This is a genomic window from Bowmanella denitrificans, assembly GCF_039522935.1.
GTDB lineage: Bacteria > Pseudomonadota > Gammaproteobacteria > Enterobacterales > Alteromonadaceae > Bowmanella > Bowmanella denitrificans.
Window position 1 is genome coordinate 255,671 of the sequence record NZ_BAAAEI010000015.1, and the last position, 16,734, is coordinate 272,404.

Consider the following 16,734-nt stretch of genomic DNA (forward strand, 5'->3'; position numbering starts at 1 on the left):
CGCTCAGGGCAGAATAAGTTTATTCACTGCATCCAGCATTTGCTCAGCCTTAAAGGGTTTCACTACCCAGGCCTTGGCACCGGCGGCTTTACCCGCGGCCTTTTTGTCATCGGCACCTTCGGTTGTCAGCATAATGACAGGAGTAAAGCGGTAAGCTGGCAGTTTCTTTAGCTCGCTGACAAAGGTAATCCCGTCCATGTTTGGCATATTCACATCTGAAATGACTAAATTAATTTTCTGCCCGCTCAGCTTAGCCAGTGCATCCTGTCCATCCACTGCTTCAATGACGTCAAAGCCAGCACTTTTTAACGCAATACCTACCACCTGGCGAATGCTGACAGAGTCATCGACTATCAATATCGTTTTGCCCACAACTGCTCCTTAAAAAAAAGTGACGTCTGAATTATCCTGCGGTTTGCCTTTGCTCTTCCCCCCGCGATGAACAGCCGCCTGTTCCATCGTGGTATAAGTGCTGCTTAGTGCATTCAACCAGGCCTGAATATCTATGGGTGGGGCCAGCTCACCGGTTTGTAGCAAGTGCTGATGCTGATCAAGTGTATGCTGTAACTTGTGCATATCGTCTTTGATATGCCCGAGGATCTGGCTGATTCTGTCCTGAAACTGCAACCCCACCAGTACGTCACCGACATCTTTTTGTATCTGATGACTTTCATCTTCCAGCACTTTGGCCGACTCAATTATTCCCTGGCCTGATTCCTTAAAGCTGGACAAGACATTACCTATACTGGCCTGTGCATCAGCCATTTGCTGTTCGTCTTGCTCTGCGAACTTAGTGGTGCGGGAAAGGGTTTTCTGCAGCGTTTCATTGGCCTGGTCAATTCGCTGGGTGATCCGAGCCCCCGTCTCACCAGAACGGGTTGACAAGGTTCTCACCTCATCCGCTACTACAGCAAAACCTCGCCCCTGCTCTCCTGCTCTGGCAGCCTCTATAGCGGCATTCAGGGCCAGCAAATTCGTTTGTGAAGCAATACCGGCGACCTCTGCCCCCATCGCTTTAAGCTCATCGGTAATGGCAGCAAGTTCGGTGATTTCCTTTAGCAGTTCACGACGATTGGCCATGGCTTGCTGCAGTATGTGCACTATTTGGCCAAGTTCAGTGTCCGCCTCCTCTATCACCTGACTCAGGCCTTGCTGGCCCTGCATACCGGATGCGGTCTTTCTGGAGGTCTGTACCGAGACTTGCAACTGTTCATGAATATGGCTGAAGCGTTGCACCAAATCATTGATATTGCTTTCCACCTGCTGATTCACCAGGTCCTGCAGACTGGTCCACAGGGGCAACAATTCCAGCAGGGTCTGCTGGTAGTTAGCCAACAGTTGGCGCTCTGACTCTGCCGGATTTTGCATCGGCAGCTCCTCAACAAATGGATCTTTTGCAACTGTCACAGCAGATAAATACCAAAAAGCCAGCAAGCCTGCCATGCCCAGCAAAGTACCACTGAGCATCAGGGCCCAAGATGCACCGCTTAACCAAAGACAAATGACCGGGGGGAGAAAAGCCAGCACGACAGTGCCGACCAGCAACAGCCTGTTGTTGCCTGAATGAATATCAAGCATGGTATCTCCCGTTATTTGATTGTCTGGTGAGAACATGCGCATCAGGCATACAGACTCCTTCCAACTGGTACCAATAAGATCAGCCACGCCAGCACCGCAAACTGCCTTAAAACTGCTCCACTTAGGTGTTGAATCCTAAGGAGTTTTAAGCGTAGACCTGGATATGGAAACTGCAAAGTTCAATTTATGCGGTTGCTTATCAAAGCGTCCAGACTATATGTTGGTAAGGTTAAGAATATCTTTGTAACGCGTAAGTCGCGGATCCTGAGCCTTGTTTTGGCTTTCTTCCTTAGCCGCGCGCTCCGCCGCTTCGCGGATTAATTCTTCCAGTTTGTCTTTCAGCGCCTTTAGCTCTTCTTCCATCATATTCAGGGATTCCTGCTGTTTGGGGCTGAGACTGCCTTTATTTTTCATCGACTCGATTGCACTTTCCAATTGCTCAATCTTTTCCTTTAGTTCTTCAATTTTTTCTCTGTCCAAACCAAGTCGATTGGCCAGCATAGCGTCCATCAGGTCATCCATAAAACGCTGTTGTTTGGATTTATCACTGAGGGAAACCTGATCTTGCTGCGGATCCAGTGCTGCGGTGTCTGTTTGCCGCCCGCTGGCAGTTGTCTGCCCCTGGGCCCCAGCAGAAGAGGATATAGGAAGGGGTTGATTACTGGTATTAATGTGCATCTTGCGTCCTGCCTGGCTGATTAGCTGAGAATCAGACTATGCACAGCAAGATGAATGCCAGGCGAAACTGGCAATATTTAATCCACCAACAGGGCGTACTGGCGTTTAAGTTGTTGAATTAGCCCTTCGGCTTTGAGCAATTCCACCCGCTTGTTCAGTCTTTCCACCAGCTCATCACTGGCGTCGGGATTCAAAGCAAGATGATTACCGGTCGATCGCCTTGGTAAGGCCATAGCAGGCTCCAGTTGCTCAGCATCATAGCCCGCATCCCTGGCCATGTAGGGCATGGTTAAATCCGACCCCGGTATCAATTCAACCCGCTCCATAAACACCATACTGTAAGTGTCACTGATACGGGCAACAGGGTAGAGTAACTCTCCTTCCTGCATACCTAACGCCAGCAAACGCTGATGCCATTCACCATTTCGCACCACCGCAATTCTTAGCTTGATGGCATCATTGAGGGTTCGAACATCAATGTCCTGTCGTTGTCTGAGACGGTAAAAATAGGGCTGGGATGAAACCAAAGGCCCCACCCACTTAAACTGATTCTCTCGGTGAATATTGCGCGGCAGAGTTAACAGCGCCGTATTCGGTGTTTTATTCACCAGTACAACCGCTCTGGCCCAATTGATTTTTTCCATCCGGTACTGGATGCCTTCATCATCAAGAGCCTGGCTGATTAACTGATAATTCATCCCGCCAGGGCGGCCATCCTGAATAAAATGATAAGGTTCAAGATCCTGTGTGTAGATAACAAGCGTGGGGGTGGCCCAAAGCTGGCCGCTGAGAAGGAAGAGAAAAGTCCATGCACACTTCATACGTCCACTGTAAAGGATGGCGGAGGCTCACAAAACAGTAGCACAGATTCTCTTCACTGTACTACCGTCGTGACTTTAATGCTGTTCCGCTAACTTTGTGCGATCCTGTTGATCGCTCAACCGCCAGCCCTGCAAATTTTGTCTGATGACATTGGTCAGGGCCTGAATATGTTCTGTACTGGCATTCAATGCAGGGATGTATTCGTAACGCTCACCGCCCGCCTCAAGAAAATAGTCGCGGTTTTCAACCCCAATTTCTTCTATGGTTTCCAGGCAATCGGCAGAAAAGCCAGGACATACCACTTGCACTGACTTGACCCCTTCGCCCGCTAAGGCTTTGAGTGTTTCATCGGTATAGGGTTTAAGCCACTCTTCCCGGCCAAACCGGGACTGAAAAGCACTCAGGTAATGGATCTTGTCCAATCCTAGTTTTTCAGCAACCAATCTTGACGTTTTCAGGCACTGACAATGGTAAGGGTCACCGTTATCCAAATAGCGTTGAGGAATGCCGTGGTAGGAAAACAACAAACGTTCTGCCCGCCCATGCGCTTGCCAATGTGTTTGAATGGAATCAGCTAACGCCTGAATATAAGCCTCTTGATCATGATACTGACCAATAAAACGCACTTCAGGCATCCATCGGCGTTTTTGCAGACAAGCACTGACAGCATCAAATGTCGACGCCGTCGTGGAGGCACAGTATTGCGGATATAAGGGAAGAACCAGTAGCTTTCTAACCCCCTGGTCCAGCATCCGGTTAATGGTGGAATCGATGGATGGATTGCCATAACGCATGGCAAATTCCACAACCAACGACTCCCCCCATTCAGCCGCTAAAGACTGTCGTAATGCATTAACCTGGTCTTGGGTGTGAAACATCAGCGGCGAACCCCGTTCTGTCCACACCGTTTGGTAGGCATGAGCACTGCGCGCCGGACGAATGTTGAGGATCACCAGATTCAGAATCAGCCACCATAGCCAGCGCGGGGCTTCCACCACTCTGGGATCTGACAAAAACTCCTTCAGATAACGTTTCAGCGCTTGCTTGGTTGGCGCGTCAGGGGTACCGAGATTGGTCACCAATACCCCTATTTTGTCAGGCTGGCTATGATTAAAGCTTTCGCTGTTGCGATACTGCATGCTGATTCCTCAAATGCTACATTCAGGGTGCGTAATAGGTTGGCGCCCCAGGTCCTACCGGCATACCCAGCAAAAACACCCAAAGGTAAAACAATACTGTCCAGCCGACAAAAAAGATCATGGAATAAGGCAACATGGTAGCAACCAAGGTACCTATTCCCAGATTTCTCTGGTAACGACTGGCCACCGCCAGAATAAGCCCAAAATAACTCATCATCGGGGTGATCAGATTAGTTACTGAATCTCCAATGCGATAAGCGGCTTGAATCACCTCCGGGGCAAATCCTACCAACATCAGCATGGGCACAAAGATCGGGGCGGTCACCGCCCATTGCGCGGACGAGCTGCCAAGCGACAAGTTCACTATCGCACACATCAAAATAAAGAACACAAAGACCTCTGGCCCATCCAACCCCATAGCAGTCAACAGCGCTGCGCCTTTCACCGCCAGCACGGTGCCAAGATTGGTCCAGTTGAAAAAGGCTACGAATTGAGAGGCAAAAAACACCAGGACAATATACATCCCTAAGGTACTCATACCTTTGGACATGGCATTTATCACGTCTTTGTCATTTTTCATGCTATCCACAGTTCTACCATAGACAAACCCTGGTATAGCAAAACCAACAAATATAAACACCACTATGCCATGCAAAAATGGCGACTTAAGAATACCACCGGTTTCAGGGTTGAGCAGAATGCCACCTAACTGGGGGACCAGGGTCATGCCAATCACCAAGGATACTGCCAATAACGCCAATCCGGCATTGCGCAATCCACGTTTTTCCTGCGCGGTCAGGGCTTGCAGCTTAGGGGTCTCAAGGTTCGTTTCTGCATTAGCCTGATTAAACTTGCCCAAACGAGGCTCGACAATTTTTTCGGTAATGACGGCGCCCAGAATGGCAATCATAAACACGCTGACAAACATAAAGAAGTAATTGGCCTCCGGACCGACGACATAGTCTGGATCGATCATGCTCGCCGCTTCGGTTGTCAGACCTGCCAGCAAGGGATCGATGGTGCCCAGAAACAAATTGGCACTGTAGCCGCCGGATACACCAGCAAACGCCGCTGCCAATCCCGCCAGAGGGTGACGGCCTAAAGAATGGAAAATCATCGCCGCCATGGGGATCAATACCACATAGCCCAGTTCAGATGCGGTATTGGATAAGATACCGGCAAACACCATGGTAAAAGTTACCAGTCGGGCGGGCGCTTTTAACACCAGTCCACGCATTGCCGCCGATAACAAGCCCGAATGCTCGGCCACAGCCACACCCAGCAAAGCCACTAATACCGTGCCCAGCGGCGCAAAACCGGTAAAGTTGGTCACAAGCCCGGTCACAATGCGCTGTAGACCATCAGCGCTTAACAACGAAATGACTTCAATCATACCGTCCGGCTCGCGGCCTGCAGCCCCCAGCGGTCTGGGATCAGCAACACTGACATCCAGATAACCAAGTAGACCACTTAACAAAATGATAAACAGCGAAAAACAGGCAAATAACGTGATGGGATGGGGCAACAGGTTGCCAAACCACTCAACGGTGGAAAGAAAGCGGTTAAACCAGCCGCTTTGCATCTGCTCTTTATTGGTGGAGCTTTGAGTATTTTCTGCTAGCAAAGGATGACCTCGCGGTTTCTGTCTAGAAGGTGAATAAGACCTAGTCTAACAAAAAACCGGATAAAAATAGAATTCAGTGTAAAAGCCTTATTTTTCCACCACTAGCAGTTAAAAATCAGTTATGTTACCCAAGCTTAAAACATTCACCCAGAACAACTATCTATTTAAAACAAGCCCCACAGAGGTGATACGGAAGAAATAACCAGACTTGCAGTCAGAAAATCACCAAACCTTTATTTCCATACGTTTCATTTATTCTGGCAGTAGCTGAATGCCTCAACGCAGGCCATCATCAGATGATACATTGAAGTGGCGGGGGCAGACTGAGCCAATGGCTGATTGTGTTCGTCGAGACGCTCGATATACAGTCCCGGCACAGGGCAGTTGAGATGATGCTCAAACAACGCATTGATGGCCTTTGCCGCTGCCAGCTCAGCCCCTGGCCGGCCCATTCTGGCCTCAGCCAAATGCGCCTTAATCAGCTCAGTTACCGTCCACAGGCGTTTTGAGGCCTTCGTTACCTGTCCAAGATGATTCACTTCGTCAAATAACAGACCATTGCAGTCCTGACCAAACTGTATTCCCCGTTGGTATAAAGTGTCGCAGTATGCGCTCACCGGTGCATCACTAAACATCTGATAACGGCGCAGTAACCATACCCATTCCATATGGTGCCCTGGTTCAACAGCCTGCCCTTGCGCAAAGCTGAGAGGGCTTAAATCCTGGTGAAAATATTCATAAAGCACACCGTGTTGGTGCGAAAAGAACTTAAGCTCAAATAAGCTGAAAATCTCTGCTGCTCTGGCCAGCCATTTTGCCTCACCGCTGGCTTCGTACCAGGCCAACAGCGCTTCAAACAGATGCATATGCGGGTTCTGCCGACGCGTCCCCCCCAGGCTGCCTTCCAACCATCCGCCTGTTGTGGTCTTGAATGTGCTGTCCAGCAGTGCCAGCAAACGCTCGGCACGCAGTTTGGCACAAGTATCGCCAAAGGCTCGAAACTGATAGGACCAGGCCAGTAGAAAAAAAGCACAGTCATAGGTGTCCAGACTGTTGTCCACCACCTGATGGGCCGCATCCAGTTTAAATACATAGGCACCGGGGTATTGCGGATGGGTGGCATGGTTATCCAGATAATGCTGTATTGCCGTCACTATCCCCTGCCCCTGGGCACACCAGCCCAGTTCATAAGCCACCGCATAGGTAAACATTTGTCTGGCCTGCACCCGGGTGCGCCTATCCTGTGCAAACTCGGCCTTGCCTAGTGCATTCATGCATTCGGTACTGGCCCCAGAGCTGGATTCAATGCCTTGTTGTTGCCACAACGGCAATGCATACGTTTGCATCCAGTGGGCAAACTTTTCCGTTGCTTGTATAAGTGGTGCTGATACTGTCATGGCTTAATACATCCGGCATTGGCAATGGGCAGATAATATTGAACAACTGCCAGGTTGCAACCGCTTTTGGAAGCGAACATTGAACACCAGAGCACAACAACAGGGGTTATGGGGCTTAAGCAAGCCACTCTTACTGGAGCAGACATTGCAGTTTTGCGTGCCCCTTATGGACACTTTATTCCTGGCTATTATCAGCGATGCCGCCGCGTCTGCAGCAGGGGCGCTGGCGCCGGTGCTGTTCTTATGTGGCAATATTATCTGGGTGACGGTATTTGCCGGCGCCAGTATTGCCAATCAGCGCCTGGGCGCAGGCAAGCTGGATAAAGCTAAAGCGACAATCTGGATTTATGCCTTCTGGTCAGTGCAGTTGGGTATTTTGATTGCCCTGTTACTGTATTTCAGTGCCCCTTGGATTACCTCGATAATGGGGCTAAGTGGCGATATCGGCCTGAATGCCAGAGAATACTTACAGGTGGCCTTTGCCCTGATTGTCATCTGGGCAGTTAAAGGTGTCTGTCATTCCATTCTCAATATGCATGGCCTGCCAGGCTGGAATCTGCTCGCCAATCTGGTGTACTTTGTGGCCAACCTGGCCGGTAACGCCATTGTGGTCTTCCAGTTATTTGGTATAGCCGATTACGGAATAAGTGGCGTGGCCTGGGCCAGTGTCATTGCATCCAGCCTGGGCGTGTTAGTCAGTGTAGCGGCCATTACTGTTAATGTGCCTCTAAGGGTCAGCATCCTGCAGCTCAAACAGAATGTCGCCAATGTCAGTCAGAACCTGGTGCGTATTGCCGCTCCCAGTGCCATTGAGCCCTTATCTTTTGATATCAATATGGTGGTGCTTAACAGTATGGCAGCCAAACTGGGGGCACTGGCACTGGCTGCCAAGGTTTATACGTTCAATACCTTTATGCTTGGCCTGATAATCTCGGTGGCCCTGACCACCGCCACACAAATTCTGGTTACGCAGAAAGTCGGTGCAGGTGAACTGGACCAAGCCGATCAACAATTACGCCGCAGCCTGCGTATTGCCTTATGGGGAACCGGGTTAACCGCCGCTTTACTGGTGACTTTGCACCATCCCATTATGCGTCTTTACACCCAGGATGAGCTGCTGCTGGCCGGAGCATTCTGGTGGTTTCTGCTGGCAGCGTTATCTGAGCCCGGGCGTACGGTTAATATTATGACCGGCCTGAACTTGCGGGCGACCGGCGACGGTTGGTATATCTCGGCGGTGGGGTTGCTGTTTACCTGGTTGGTGGCACTGCCGCTGGCCTATCTGCTGGCTTTTGTGATGGATTTGGGCCTGATTGGCCTGTTGATCTCTGCCGTGGTGGACGAATCGGGTCGCGCAGTTCTGTTTTACCGCCGCTGGCGCCAGCAACACTGGCATCATTCCCATGTACACGCCAGAGAAACCCGAATACAAGGTAAGCAGAATTAAAAGCCAACGCTATTGAGCCCATGTTTGATGTTCAACTTAGGGCTAATCAGCAAACGACAAACCCAGTTGATACAACTCGTTTTTCTTAAGCTGATAGTGACTGGCGGTCAAAGCTGCGGCTTTTTTTAATGGCAGCTCGGCCATAAGTAATTTCAGCAATGCGATGGCCTCTGCCGGTATTTCACTGTTGTTGTCAGAGGCAGGAGCGATCATCAGCACAAATTCACCTTTCTGATGTACGGGATCTTCACGGAGCCAGCTCAGCACATCTTCACTGCGCCCGCCATAAAAGGTTTCGAAAGTTTTGGTCAATTCCTTGGCCAGCACTACCTGACGCTCCGCACCGAGTTCATCCACCAACATGGCCAGGGTTTCTTCTATTCTGCGTGGCGCTTCATAAAAAACCGTGGTCGCCCTGGCATCTGCCAGATTGGCCAAGCTCGTCCTGCGCGCAACCTGCTTAACCGGCAAAAAACCTTCAAAGCTAAAGCGGTCGGTGGGCAAACCTGCTGCACACAAGGCCGCAATGGCTGCGCAAGGTCCTGGCAGTGGCACCACTTTAAAGCCGGCACTGCGGCACAAACTAACCAGTGCATAACCAGGATCGCTGATCAGCGGTGTGCCTGCATCACTGATTAATGCTAGGCTCTGTCCCTGTTGCAGACGTTCTAAAAGTTGCTCAGCACGCTGTTTTTCATTGTGATCATGCAGCGACAACAATCGGGTTTGAATCTGATAGTGGTTCAGCAAAGTACGACTATGGCGGGTATCTTCTGCAGCAATCAGGTCCACTTCCCCCAGCACCCTTAAAGCACGCTGACTAATATCCTCCAAATTACCAATGGGGGTCGCGACAATATAAAGACAGCCGCTGTGCATGGATGATTGTTGCATAGTTCGCTCATTAAAGTTTGAATCGCGCTATTCTACCTTGCATACATGTGAATTGCCGCAAAGCTGAGGTAGAATTGCCGGGAAACGCCAACCCCAAGCGCAGGAATGCTGATGTCCAGGATGAGAACCCTCATATATGCTATTGCTGTCATCGCCTTGAGCGCCTGCAGTTCAGCGCCCAAAGTGAGCCGCACTGACTCCACCAGCATCCGTCCGCAGCCGCAACAGGCGCCAATAATCTTAAATGCGCAGCAATATCTGCAACAAGCAAGACTCTCTGTCGGCGATAAACAGAAGAGCCTGCTGCTGAATGCTGCCCAGGCGTTCAGACAGGAACAGGACTGCACCAGTGCGCTTAAAGTGCTCAAGCCTTTGCTGCCTGCCCTGCAGGAGCAGGGCCTGCTGGATCAAGGCCACTTTTTACAAGCCCGTTGCTTAACCGACTTAGGGCATTGGTCACTGGCCAGGTCCAGTCTTCAGCAGGTTAGCCAAAATCTGCATATACTCCCCAAACGACTTGAGCTGGCGGCAGAGCTGGCTGAGCATTTGGGTGAGCATTATGCAGCCGCCGGGCACCTGGCTGATTTGGCTAGTCTGCAACCGGATCGACAACAGGCATTGAACAAAACTATCTGGAAATTCATTCAGCAAACACCGGATGATGTGCTTCGAACCAGCGCTTCCAGGCAAACAGCCTTGCATCCCTGGGTGCAACTGGCAGGTATCAGCAGAACGCAAAGCGGGGAAAGCCTGGCCACACAATTAATGGACTGGCAAAACCGTTATGGCCTGGAACTGCCGGAAGAGTTGCATCCATTGTTAGCACTGTCAACGGGTTTGCCAAAGCGCATCGGTATCATTCTGCCCTTGTCTGGCCGCCTGGCCAATCAAGGCGAGGCACTAAAGGATGGCATATTGGCAGCCTATTTTACCGGGGCACAAAGTGCCCGGCCGGAATTGCACTTTATTGATTCGCTGACATTGGACAATCAGAGCCTTGCCACACTGGATTTGCAGTATGATTTTATAGTTGGCCCTCTGCTCAAAGAAAATCTGGATGCGTTCCTGCCGCAACTGCCAGCACAACTGCCGATATTGGCTTTAAATCGTCTGGATCAACCGTCAAGCCAGCAAAATCGCTATTTTTATTCCCTGGCACCAGAAGACGAAGCAGAGCAACTAGCCAGTATCCTTGCCCAGAAAGGCTATAAAACACCCTTAGTGGTAAACGCAGACCGCCCTGTATTCGAGCGCATGACCAGCAGCTTTACGACCAAGTGGCAGGCTCTGAATCAACCCGAACCCAGACAAGTCAGTTTTACCGACAATAAATCCATGCGCGCTGCAATGGAGAGCTTGCTGGATGTCAATCACAGTAAACAACGTATCGGCACAGTAGAAAAATTAGTTAAACAGGAAGTGCACGCCTTCGCCCGCAACCGTAGGGACGTCGACGTCATTGTGGTATTTGCCAGCGCAGCACAGACTGAATTACTGAATCCTATTATTGAATCCAGTATCAGCCCTTTTGCGCAAATGGTGCCGGTATATGCTTCCTCGCGCAGCTTTAGCCAGGAACTGGGCAGTAACAGCTTACGTGACCTGCGGCATCTGACATTTGTTGATATGCCCTGGATGTTAAGCGATGAAAACAATCAACTGAGAGAACTCAGCCGACAACTTTGGCCTCAGCGTAATGATGGCCAGAGCAGACTGTTCGCAATGGGATATGACGCTTATAACTTGTTACCGAATCTGGCGCAGATGGCCAGCGTGCCACATATGACCAGGTCAGGGCTGACGGGAAGCCTCAGCATGGACGAATTTAACCAACTTCGCCGCAGCCTGCCGTTGGGACGAGTGGAGCAGGAGAAGGTTATCCGCCTTGCAATGGATTAAGCAAAGACTTTCCGGGCTGCGTGGTCAGGCCGCCGAACAAAAGGCCTGCCGCTATCTGACGGCGCAAGGTCTGGCGTTAGTGCAAACCAACTATCGCTGCAAATCGGGTGAGATTGATCTGATCATGCGTGACCAGCAAGAATGGGTGTTTGTTGAAGTGAAATTTCGTTCAAGTTCGTCGCACGGCAATGCCAGTGAATATTTTGACCAACGCAAAAGAAACAAATTCGAATCCGCCCTGCAACATTATATGCAAGCTAACAGACTCAACCCCGCCATCGTGCCGCACCGCATCGATCTGGTCGCCATTGACGGGCAGCAAATCCAATGGATTAAGTACCTATGATTGAAAGTATTAAAGCCAACTTCACTGAAAGCATTCAAACTAAAATTGCCGCCATCGAAATGCTCCCTGACGTGATTGAACGGGCCACCTACATGATGGTACAGGCATTAATTGCCGGCAATAAGATCCTATGCTGCGGCAATGGTGGCTCGGCCGGTGACGCCCAGCATTTTGCTTCACAACTGCTAAATCGTTACGACAGAGACAGACCCAGCCTGCCGGCGCTTGCCCTGACCTGTGACAGCGCCACCATCACTTCGGTGGCCAACGACTATAGCTACGATGAAATCTTTTCCAAACAAGTGCGGGCACTGGGGCAAAGTGGTGATATTTTACTGGCCATCTCCACCAGTGGTAATTCGCGCAATGTCATTATGGCAATGGAAGCGGCACTGAATCGTGATATGACCATTATCGCCCTCACCGGTAAAGACGGTGGCGAGATGGCTGGCTTGCTGGGCCCCAATGATGTAGAAATCCGGGTACCATCAAATAAAACACCGCGCATTCAGGAAGTGCATTTATTGGTGATTCATTCCCTGTGTTGCGCCATTGACGACTGTTTGTTTCCAGATCATAGCGGAGAATAAACCATGACTAAGCGCTTCTCTTCCTCCATGTTGTTACTGGGTCTTGTGTTAGGCGCCAGTCAGTTATCGGGCTGTGCGGCTGTTATTGTCGGCGCAGGCGTAGGCGCTGCTTCGGTGGCCCATGACAGGCGCACTGTCGGCACTCAGTTGGACGATGCCACCCTGGAGTCACGTATCAGCAGCAAGCTCAGCAGCCACCAACAGATAAAAGAACTGGCGCATATCAATGTGCAAGTCTTTAATGGTGTGACCCTGCTGGTCGGTCAGGTGCCAGACGAGCAATTAAAGCGTGAAGCACAGCAATTGGCTGAAAGCCTGCCACATGTAAACCGCCTGCACAACCAACTCCGCTTAGGTCCACCCACCCCGGCGTCCGTGCGTACTCACGACGTTTGGCTGGCGACCAAAGTGAAATCCAATCTACTGGCTGACAAACGGGTCGACGGCTTACACATTAATGTGGTGGTAGAAGATTCAGAAGTCTTCCTGATGGGACTGGTAAGCAATCAAGAAGCTAACATCGCCGTGGATATCGTCAGAAACATTGATGGTGTTGTGAAAGTTATAAAAGCGTTTGAATACTTATAAAGAAATTTATCTGCCAATGTAAAAAAATATTTCCACCTCTTGGCACTTACCCATAAGTGCCACATTTCTCTATCGCATTTTTTGCAACATTTCATATACATACCGCCACTTTGTGACAACTTTAGGCATTCATCGCAACATATGACACAAATTGTTGCAATTACTATCTTCCCGTAATAAAACTTTAATTATGCGACCTGCTTGTTTAACTAATAAGTCATGGCGCTGACAACACTCTAAATATAAAAGTCTGAACCGGATTTTACGGATTCTGAGATTCAGATATAAAAGGGAAACAACATGCTTAAAAAAAATAGAATCGCCAGGGCGATTCAATATTCACTCCTATTAGGTTCGGTTAGCATTGCTCAGGCTGCACTTGCTCAGGAAGCACAACAGCAGGACGATTCACTCCTCGAAGAAGAAGTCGTTGAGAAAGTAGCAGTTACCGGCTCACGCATACGCAAGGCTGAATTTTCCAGCGCTTCACCGGTTCAGGTTGTTAGCGGAGAAATATCCAGAGAAATGGGTATGTTTAACGCTGAAGACATGCTTCAAACAACCACTCAAGCAGGTGGCCTGCAAATTGATAACAGTTTTGGCGGTTTCGTATTAGATAACGGTCCAGGTGCCTCCACCGTTGGCTTTCGTGGGTTAGGGCCAGAACGCACGTTAGTGCTGCTAAACGGTAGACGCATTGCCCCTGCTGGGGTTGGTGGAGCGCCGGTCGCAGCCGATTTAAACCTGATTCCAGGTGTCATGATTGATCGGGTCGAAAACCTGTTTGATGGTGCCTCCACCGTATACGGTTCTGATGCCATTGCCGGTGTAGCCAACATCTTATTGCGAAAAGATGTTGAGGGCTTTGAAATTGAGGGCTCTTACTCAAATCCGCAAGCTGGTGGTGGTGAAGAAGAAATACTTTCTGTTATGTGGGGGCAAACCACTGACAATGGCTTCATCACCATAGGCGCAGAATATAACAACCAAAGAGCACAGTCCGTCGCACAAAACCCTTTCAACCCTAACTGTGTTGAATTGTATTATGAGGACGAAAATGGCAATAAATTAGGACAGTATCGCAGTGTTGCACCGTCCTCTCGACCTGTAGACAGCTGTGATATCTTCCCTTTAACCAACCGCATACAAGCTCAAAATTTCTGGGGCAGTTTGTATTACACTCCAAACAAAACCAATGTCGGTATTCCGAATTTTTCAGAGTCAGGCGTGCCCTTTCAATATGCTGGCCTGTTCCCTGACTGGGTTGCCGTTGATGGCAATGGTGATGGAATTCCCGATTCTGCCATAGTGGATGGTGATGGTGATGGGCTGCAGGACTTTTCATTCCAGGACCCCTTCTACTCATACGCCCGTTCTGATTACGCCAACTCTGAGGACTTTATCAACCCGCTGAAACGCTATTCCGTCATGGTTAATGGCGAACACAACTTCGGTGATGATGACGACACCACTGTGTTCTTTGAGGGGCTATACGCGACAAGAAAATCCACCTTTTTCAGTACCGGTAGTTCTTTCTTCCCTTGGGTACCAGCCAGCAACCCATTTAACCCTTGTGGTACAAGCGCGCCAAACTGTGAGGCATCTCTTGATATTGACCGTGGAGGTGTGGCAACCCGTCCCATTCTTTACGGCATAAGAGGTGATCGCGATCGCTTTGAGGCAGAGGTGTCTCAATACCGCCTGACAACAGGAATAATGGGTAACATTGGCGCACTTGACGACTTCGCTCAGGGAAACTGGGCGTATGAACTCTATGTTGGTTACAGTGCTTCAAAAGGCGAAGACAGAAGAAATGGTTTAGATGACAGAAGACTACAGTTGTCACTCAATACAACCGTACAAAATGCTGATGGCAGCTACAGTTGCGGTGATGGCACTGACGGTTGCGTTCCTGTTAATGTTTTTGCTGACAATATGTTCCAGTTAGGTGGTGGCCATTTCACTGCTGAGGAAGAAGCTTATCTGTTTACCGAACGTTATATGGAAACCAAGGTCAAACAGAGCATTATCAGTGGGTTTGTCACTGGTGACCTGTTCACTCTGCCCTGGAATGACGAAGTTGTTCCCATGGTACTGGGTGCGGAATTCCGTAAAGATGAGATTGAATCCAACCCCAATGACATCGCTTCTGAAGGGTATATGTATAACTACTTCGTCGACAAAGGGGCAGACGGCTCACGCAATATGCGCGAAGTATTTACCGAATTTGACTTCCCGTTGTTGAGAGGAGAAGAGTGGGCAGAGGAGTTAACGTTGACTGCCTCTGGACGCTGGACCGATGAAAGTTACTACGACCCGGCAACAACCTACAGCCTGAAGATGGTGTATCGTCCGGTTGAATGGTTTACCATTCGTGGTACCAAAGGCACGTCTTATCGTGCGCCCAACCTGCGTGAGCGTTTCCTGAATGGTACTACAGGCTTTAACAACATTACCGACCCCTGCGTAGTGCCGGAAGCTGCACGTGTTGAGCCTTTGGATCCCAACCTGCCGTCGACCTACGATCCTGCTGAAGAAACCCGTCAACAACGGATACTGGATTCCTGTAGAGCCAATGGTGCTGACCCAACCTCTTTGGGGTTGGGTCTGACCGGAACAAGTTTTACCAGCAACGTCAATACAGAAATTGTCACTGGCGGCTCTGAAGAGCTGAAGGAAGAGAACTCTACAGCAAAAACCTATGGTTTTGTTTTCGAACAGCCGTTCTCCGAAGACTTTGATTTAACGTTATCGGCGTCCTGGTACCACATCGAGATAACCGATGCTATTGTCGAGCCAAGTAATCAATACGTTGTGGATCAATGCTACGACAATGCCGAGATCCCGGATGGCAGCAGTGGTTTCTGTAGTCGTGTGACTCGTGATAGCAGTGGCCGTATCCAATTGCTGGATACCAGCTTCCTAAACGCCGGTCTGTATACCTCCAAAGGTATTGACTACAACATTTACTACAACCAGGAGTTTGTAGTTGATGGTAAAACGTTGGAAGTCACGCTCGACATGCTGGCTACCAACATGAAAGAGCAGATCAGCGATATTCTGGGCAGTGTTGACGACAATGCCGGCGAACCGGCTTACCCGGAATGGCGTGCCAGTGCCAGACTTTCGCTGGGCTATGACGATTTCCGTCTGAGCTGGATCACTCGCTTTATCGGCAAAGGTGAATTGGACGATCCGGGCGAGTTCGCCAATGACAGCACCACCCCACCTTGCGATGGCCTGGAAATTCAGTGCCGCCCGGTATGGTATACAGAAGATTACTATACTCACGACATTGCGCTGAATTGGTCTCAGGACAACTACAGCGTGACTTTCGGGATCCGCAACGTGTTTAACGATGCTCCGCCCAAAGCCGATGATGCTGGTGTGTTCTCTAACCGCAATATCCCTCTGGGTATCGGTTATGACGTATTTGGCAGAACAGCCTACCTCAACTTTGGCGTCGACTTCTAAAACGTCTTTAAATCCTTAAAAGCCAGGCACCTTTGTAGCAATACTCAGGTGCCTTTTATTTCAGATTGTGATGGAAGAGGATTGTTAATGAAACATCTGCTACCCGCTCTGTTGATGGCCTTGTCAACAATGGCCAATGCACAGACACAAACCAGCCCCCAGGTAGACGCCTTTGCCGCGTTACCAGCCATCCAACAGGCCAGTGTCTCACCCGACGGTAAACGCCTGGCTGTGCTCAGAGCTACCAGTAAAAATGGT

Annotated in this window: 14 protein-coding genes; 6 read left to right on the plus strand and 8 right to left on the minus strand. The window is 49.9% G+C overall.

Annotated elements, in window-relative coordinates; translation table 11 throughout:
* Positions 1-3: 3 nt before the first annotated feature.
* From ABD028_RS14685 to ABD028_RS14715, 7 genes are all read right to left on the minus strand, one after another.
* Positions 4-372, minus strand: a complete 369-nt coding sequence (locus ABD028_RS14685; RefSeq protein ID WP_102797187.1) for a response regulator — start codon at positions 370-372, stop codon at positions 4-6.
* A gap of 9 nt (positions 373-381) precedes the next feature.
* Positions 382-1,578, minus strand: a complete 1,197-nt coding sequence (locus ABD028_RS14690; RefSeq protein WP_425542116.1) for a methyl-accepting chemotaxis protein — start codon at positions 1,576-1,578, stop codon at positions 382-384.
* Between the two features lie 213 nt (positions 1,579-1,791).
* Entirely contained in the window at positions 1,792-2,256 is a 465-nt protein-coding gene (locus ABD028_RS14695) for a flagellar biosynthesis anti-sigma factor FlgM (RefSeq protein ID WP_343845887.1), read from the minus strand.
* A 77-nt stretch (positions 2,257-2,333) separates the two neighbouring features.
* The gene (locus tag ABD028_RS14700) at positions 2,334-3,077 is read right to left on the minus strand and encodes a substrate-binding periplasmic protein (RefSeq protein ID WP_343845889.1); all 744 of its coding nucleotides are present in this window, start codon (positions 3,075-3,077) and stop codon (positions 2,334-2,336) included.
* 75 nt (positions 3,078-3,152) lie between these two features.
* The gene (gene hemH, locus ABD028_RS14705) at positions 3,153-4,217 is read right to left on the minus strand and encodes a ferrochelatase (RefSeq protein ID WP_343845890.1); all 1,065 of its coding nucleotides are present in this window, start codon (positions 4,215-4,217) and stop codon (positions 3,153-3,155) included.
* 22 nt (positions 4,218-4,239) lie between these two features.
* Positions 4,240-5,799 (minus strand): AbgT family transporter, encoded by a 1,560-nt coding sequence (locus ABD028_RS14710; protein ID WP_343845911.1) that lies wholly within the window; start codon positions 5,797-5,799, stop codon positions 4,240-4,242.
* Positions 5,800-6,089: 290 nt separating this feature from the next.
* Positions 6,090-7,238: an AGE family epimerase/isomerase gene (locus ABD028_RS14715; protein WP_343845892.1), complete on the minus strand. Its 1,149-nt coding sequence runs from the start codon at positions 7,236-7,238 to the stop codon at positions 6,090-6,092.
* Between the two features lie 79 nt (positions 7,239-7,317).
* Between ABD028_RS14715 and ABD028_RS14720 the strand changes: the two genes are divergently transcribed.
* Entirely contained in the window at positions 7,318-8,685 is a 1,368-nt protein-coding gene (locus ABD028_RS14720; protein WP_343845894.1) for an MATE family efflux transporter, read from the plus strand.
* 42 nt (positions 8,686-8,727) lie between these two features.
* On the opposite strand, the gene rsmI is transcribed toward ABD028_RS14720, so the two are convergent.
* Positions 8,728-9,579 (minus strand): 16S rRNA (cytidine(1402)-2'-O)-methyltransferase, encoded by an 852-nt coding sequence (rsmI, locus tag ABD028_RS14725; protein ID WP_343845896.1) that lies wholly within the window; start codon positions 9,577-9,579, stop codon positions 8,728-8,730.
* Between the two features lie 111 nt (positions 9,580-9,690).
* Between rsmI and ABD028_RS14730 the strand changes: the two genes are divergently transcribed.
* From ABD028_RS14730 to ABD028_RS14750, 5 genes are all read left to right on the plus strand, one after another.
* On the plus strand, positions 9,691-11,478 hold the full coding sequence (locus ABD028_RS14730) for a penicillin-binding protein activator (protein WP_343845898.1): 1,788 nt from the start codon (positions 9,691-9,693) through the stop codon (positions 11,476-11,478).
* Complete coding sequence (locus ABD028_RS14735) at positions 11,465-11,824, plus strand: YraN family protein (protein WP_343845900.1); 360 nt, start codon at positions 11,465-11,467, stop codon at positions 11,822-11,824. The genes ABD028_RS14730 and ABD028_RS14735 overlap by 14 nt, the downstream gene beginning before the upstream one ends.
* Positions 11,821-12,414 carry a phosphoheptose isomerase gene (locus ABD028_RS14740; protein WP_102797197.1) on the plus strand — a complete coding sequence of 198 codons (594 nt, stop codon included), beginning with the start codon at positions 11,821-11,823 and terminating at the stop codon, positions 12,412-12,414. The genes ABD028_RS14735 and ABD028_RS14740 overlap by 4 nt, the downstream gene beginning before the upstream one ends.
* A gap of 3 nt (positions 12,415-12,417) precedes the next feature.
* The gene (gene dolP / locus ABD028_RS14745) at positions 12,418-13,002 is read left to right on the plus strand and encodes a division/outer membrane stress-associated lipid-binding lipoprotein (RefSeq protein ID WP_343845902.1); all 585 of its coding nucleotides are present in this window, start codon (positions 12,418-12,420) and stop codon (positions 13,000-13,002) included.
* 300 nt (positions 13,003-13,302) lie between these two features.
* Positions 13,303-16,476: a TonB-dependent receptor domain-containing protein gene (locus ABD028_RS14750; protein WP_343845904.1), complete on the plus strand. Its 3,174-nt coding sequence runs from the start codon at positions 13,303-13,305 to the stop codon at positions 16,474-16,476.
* Positions 16,477-16,734: the final 258 nt, after the last annotated feature.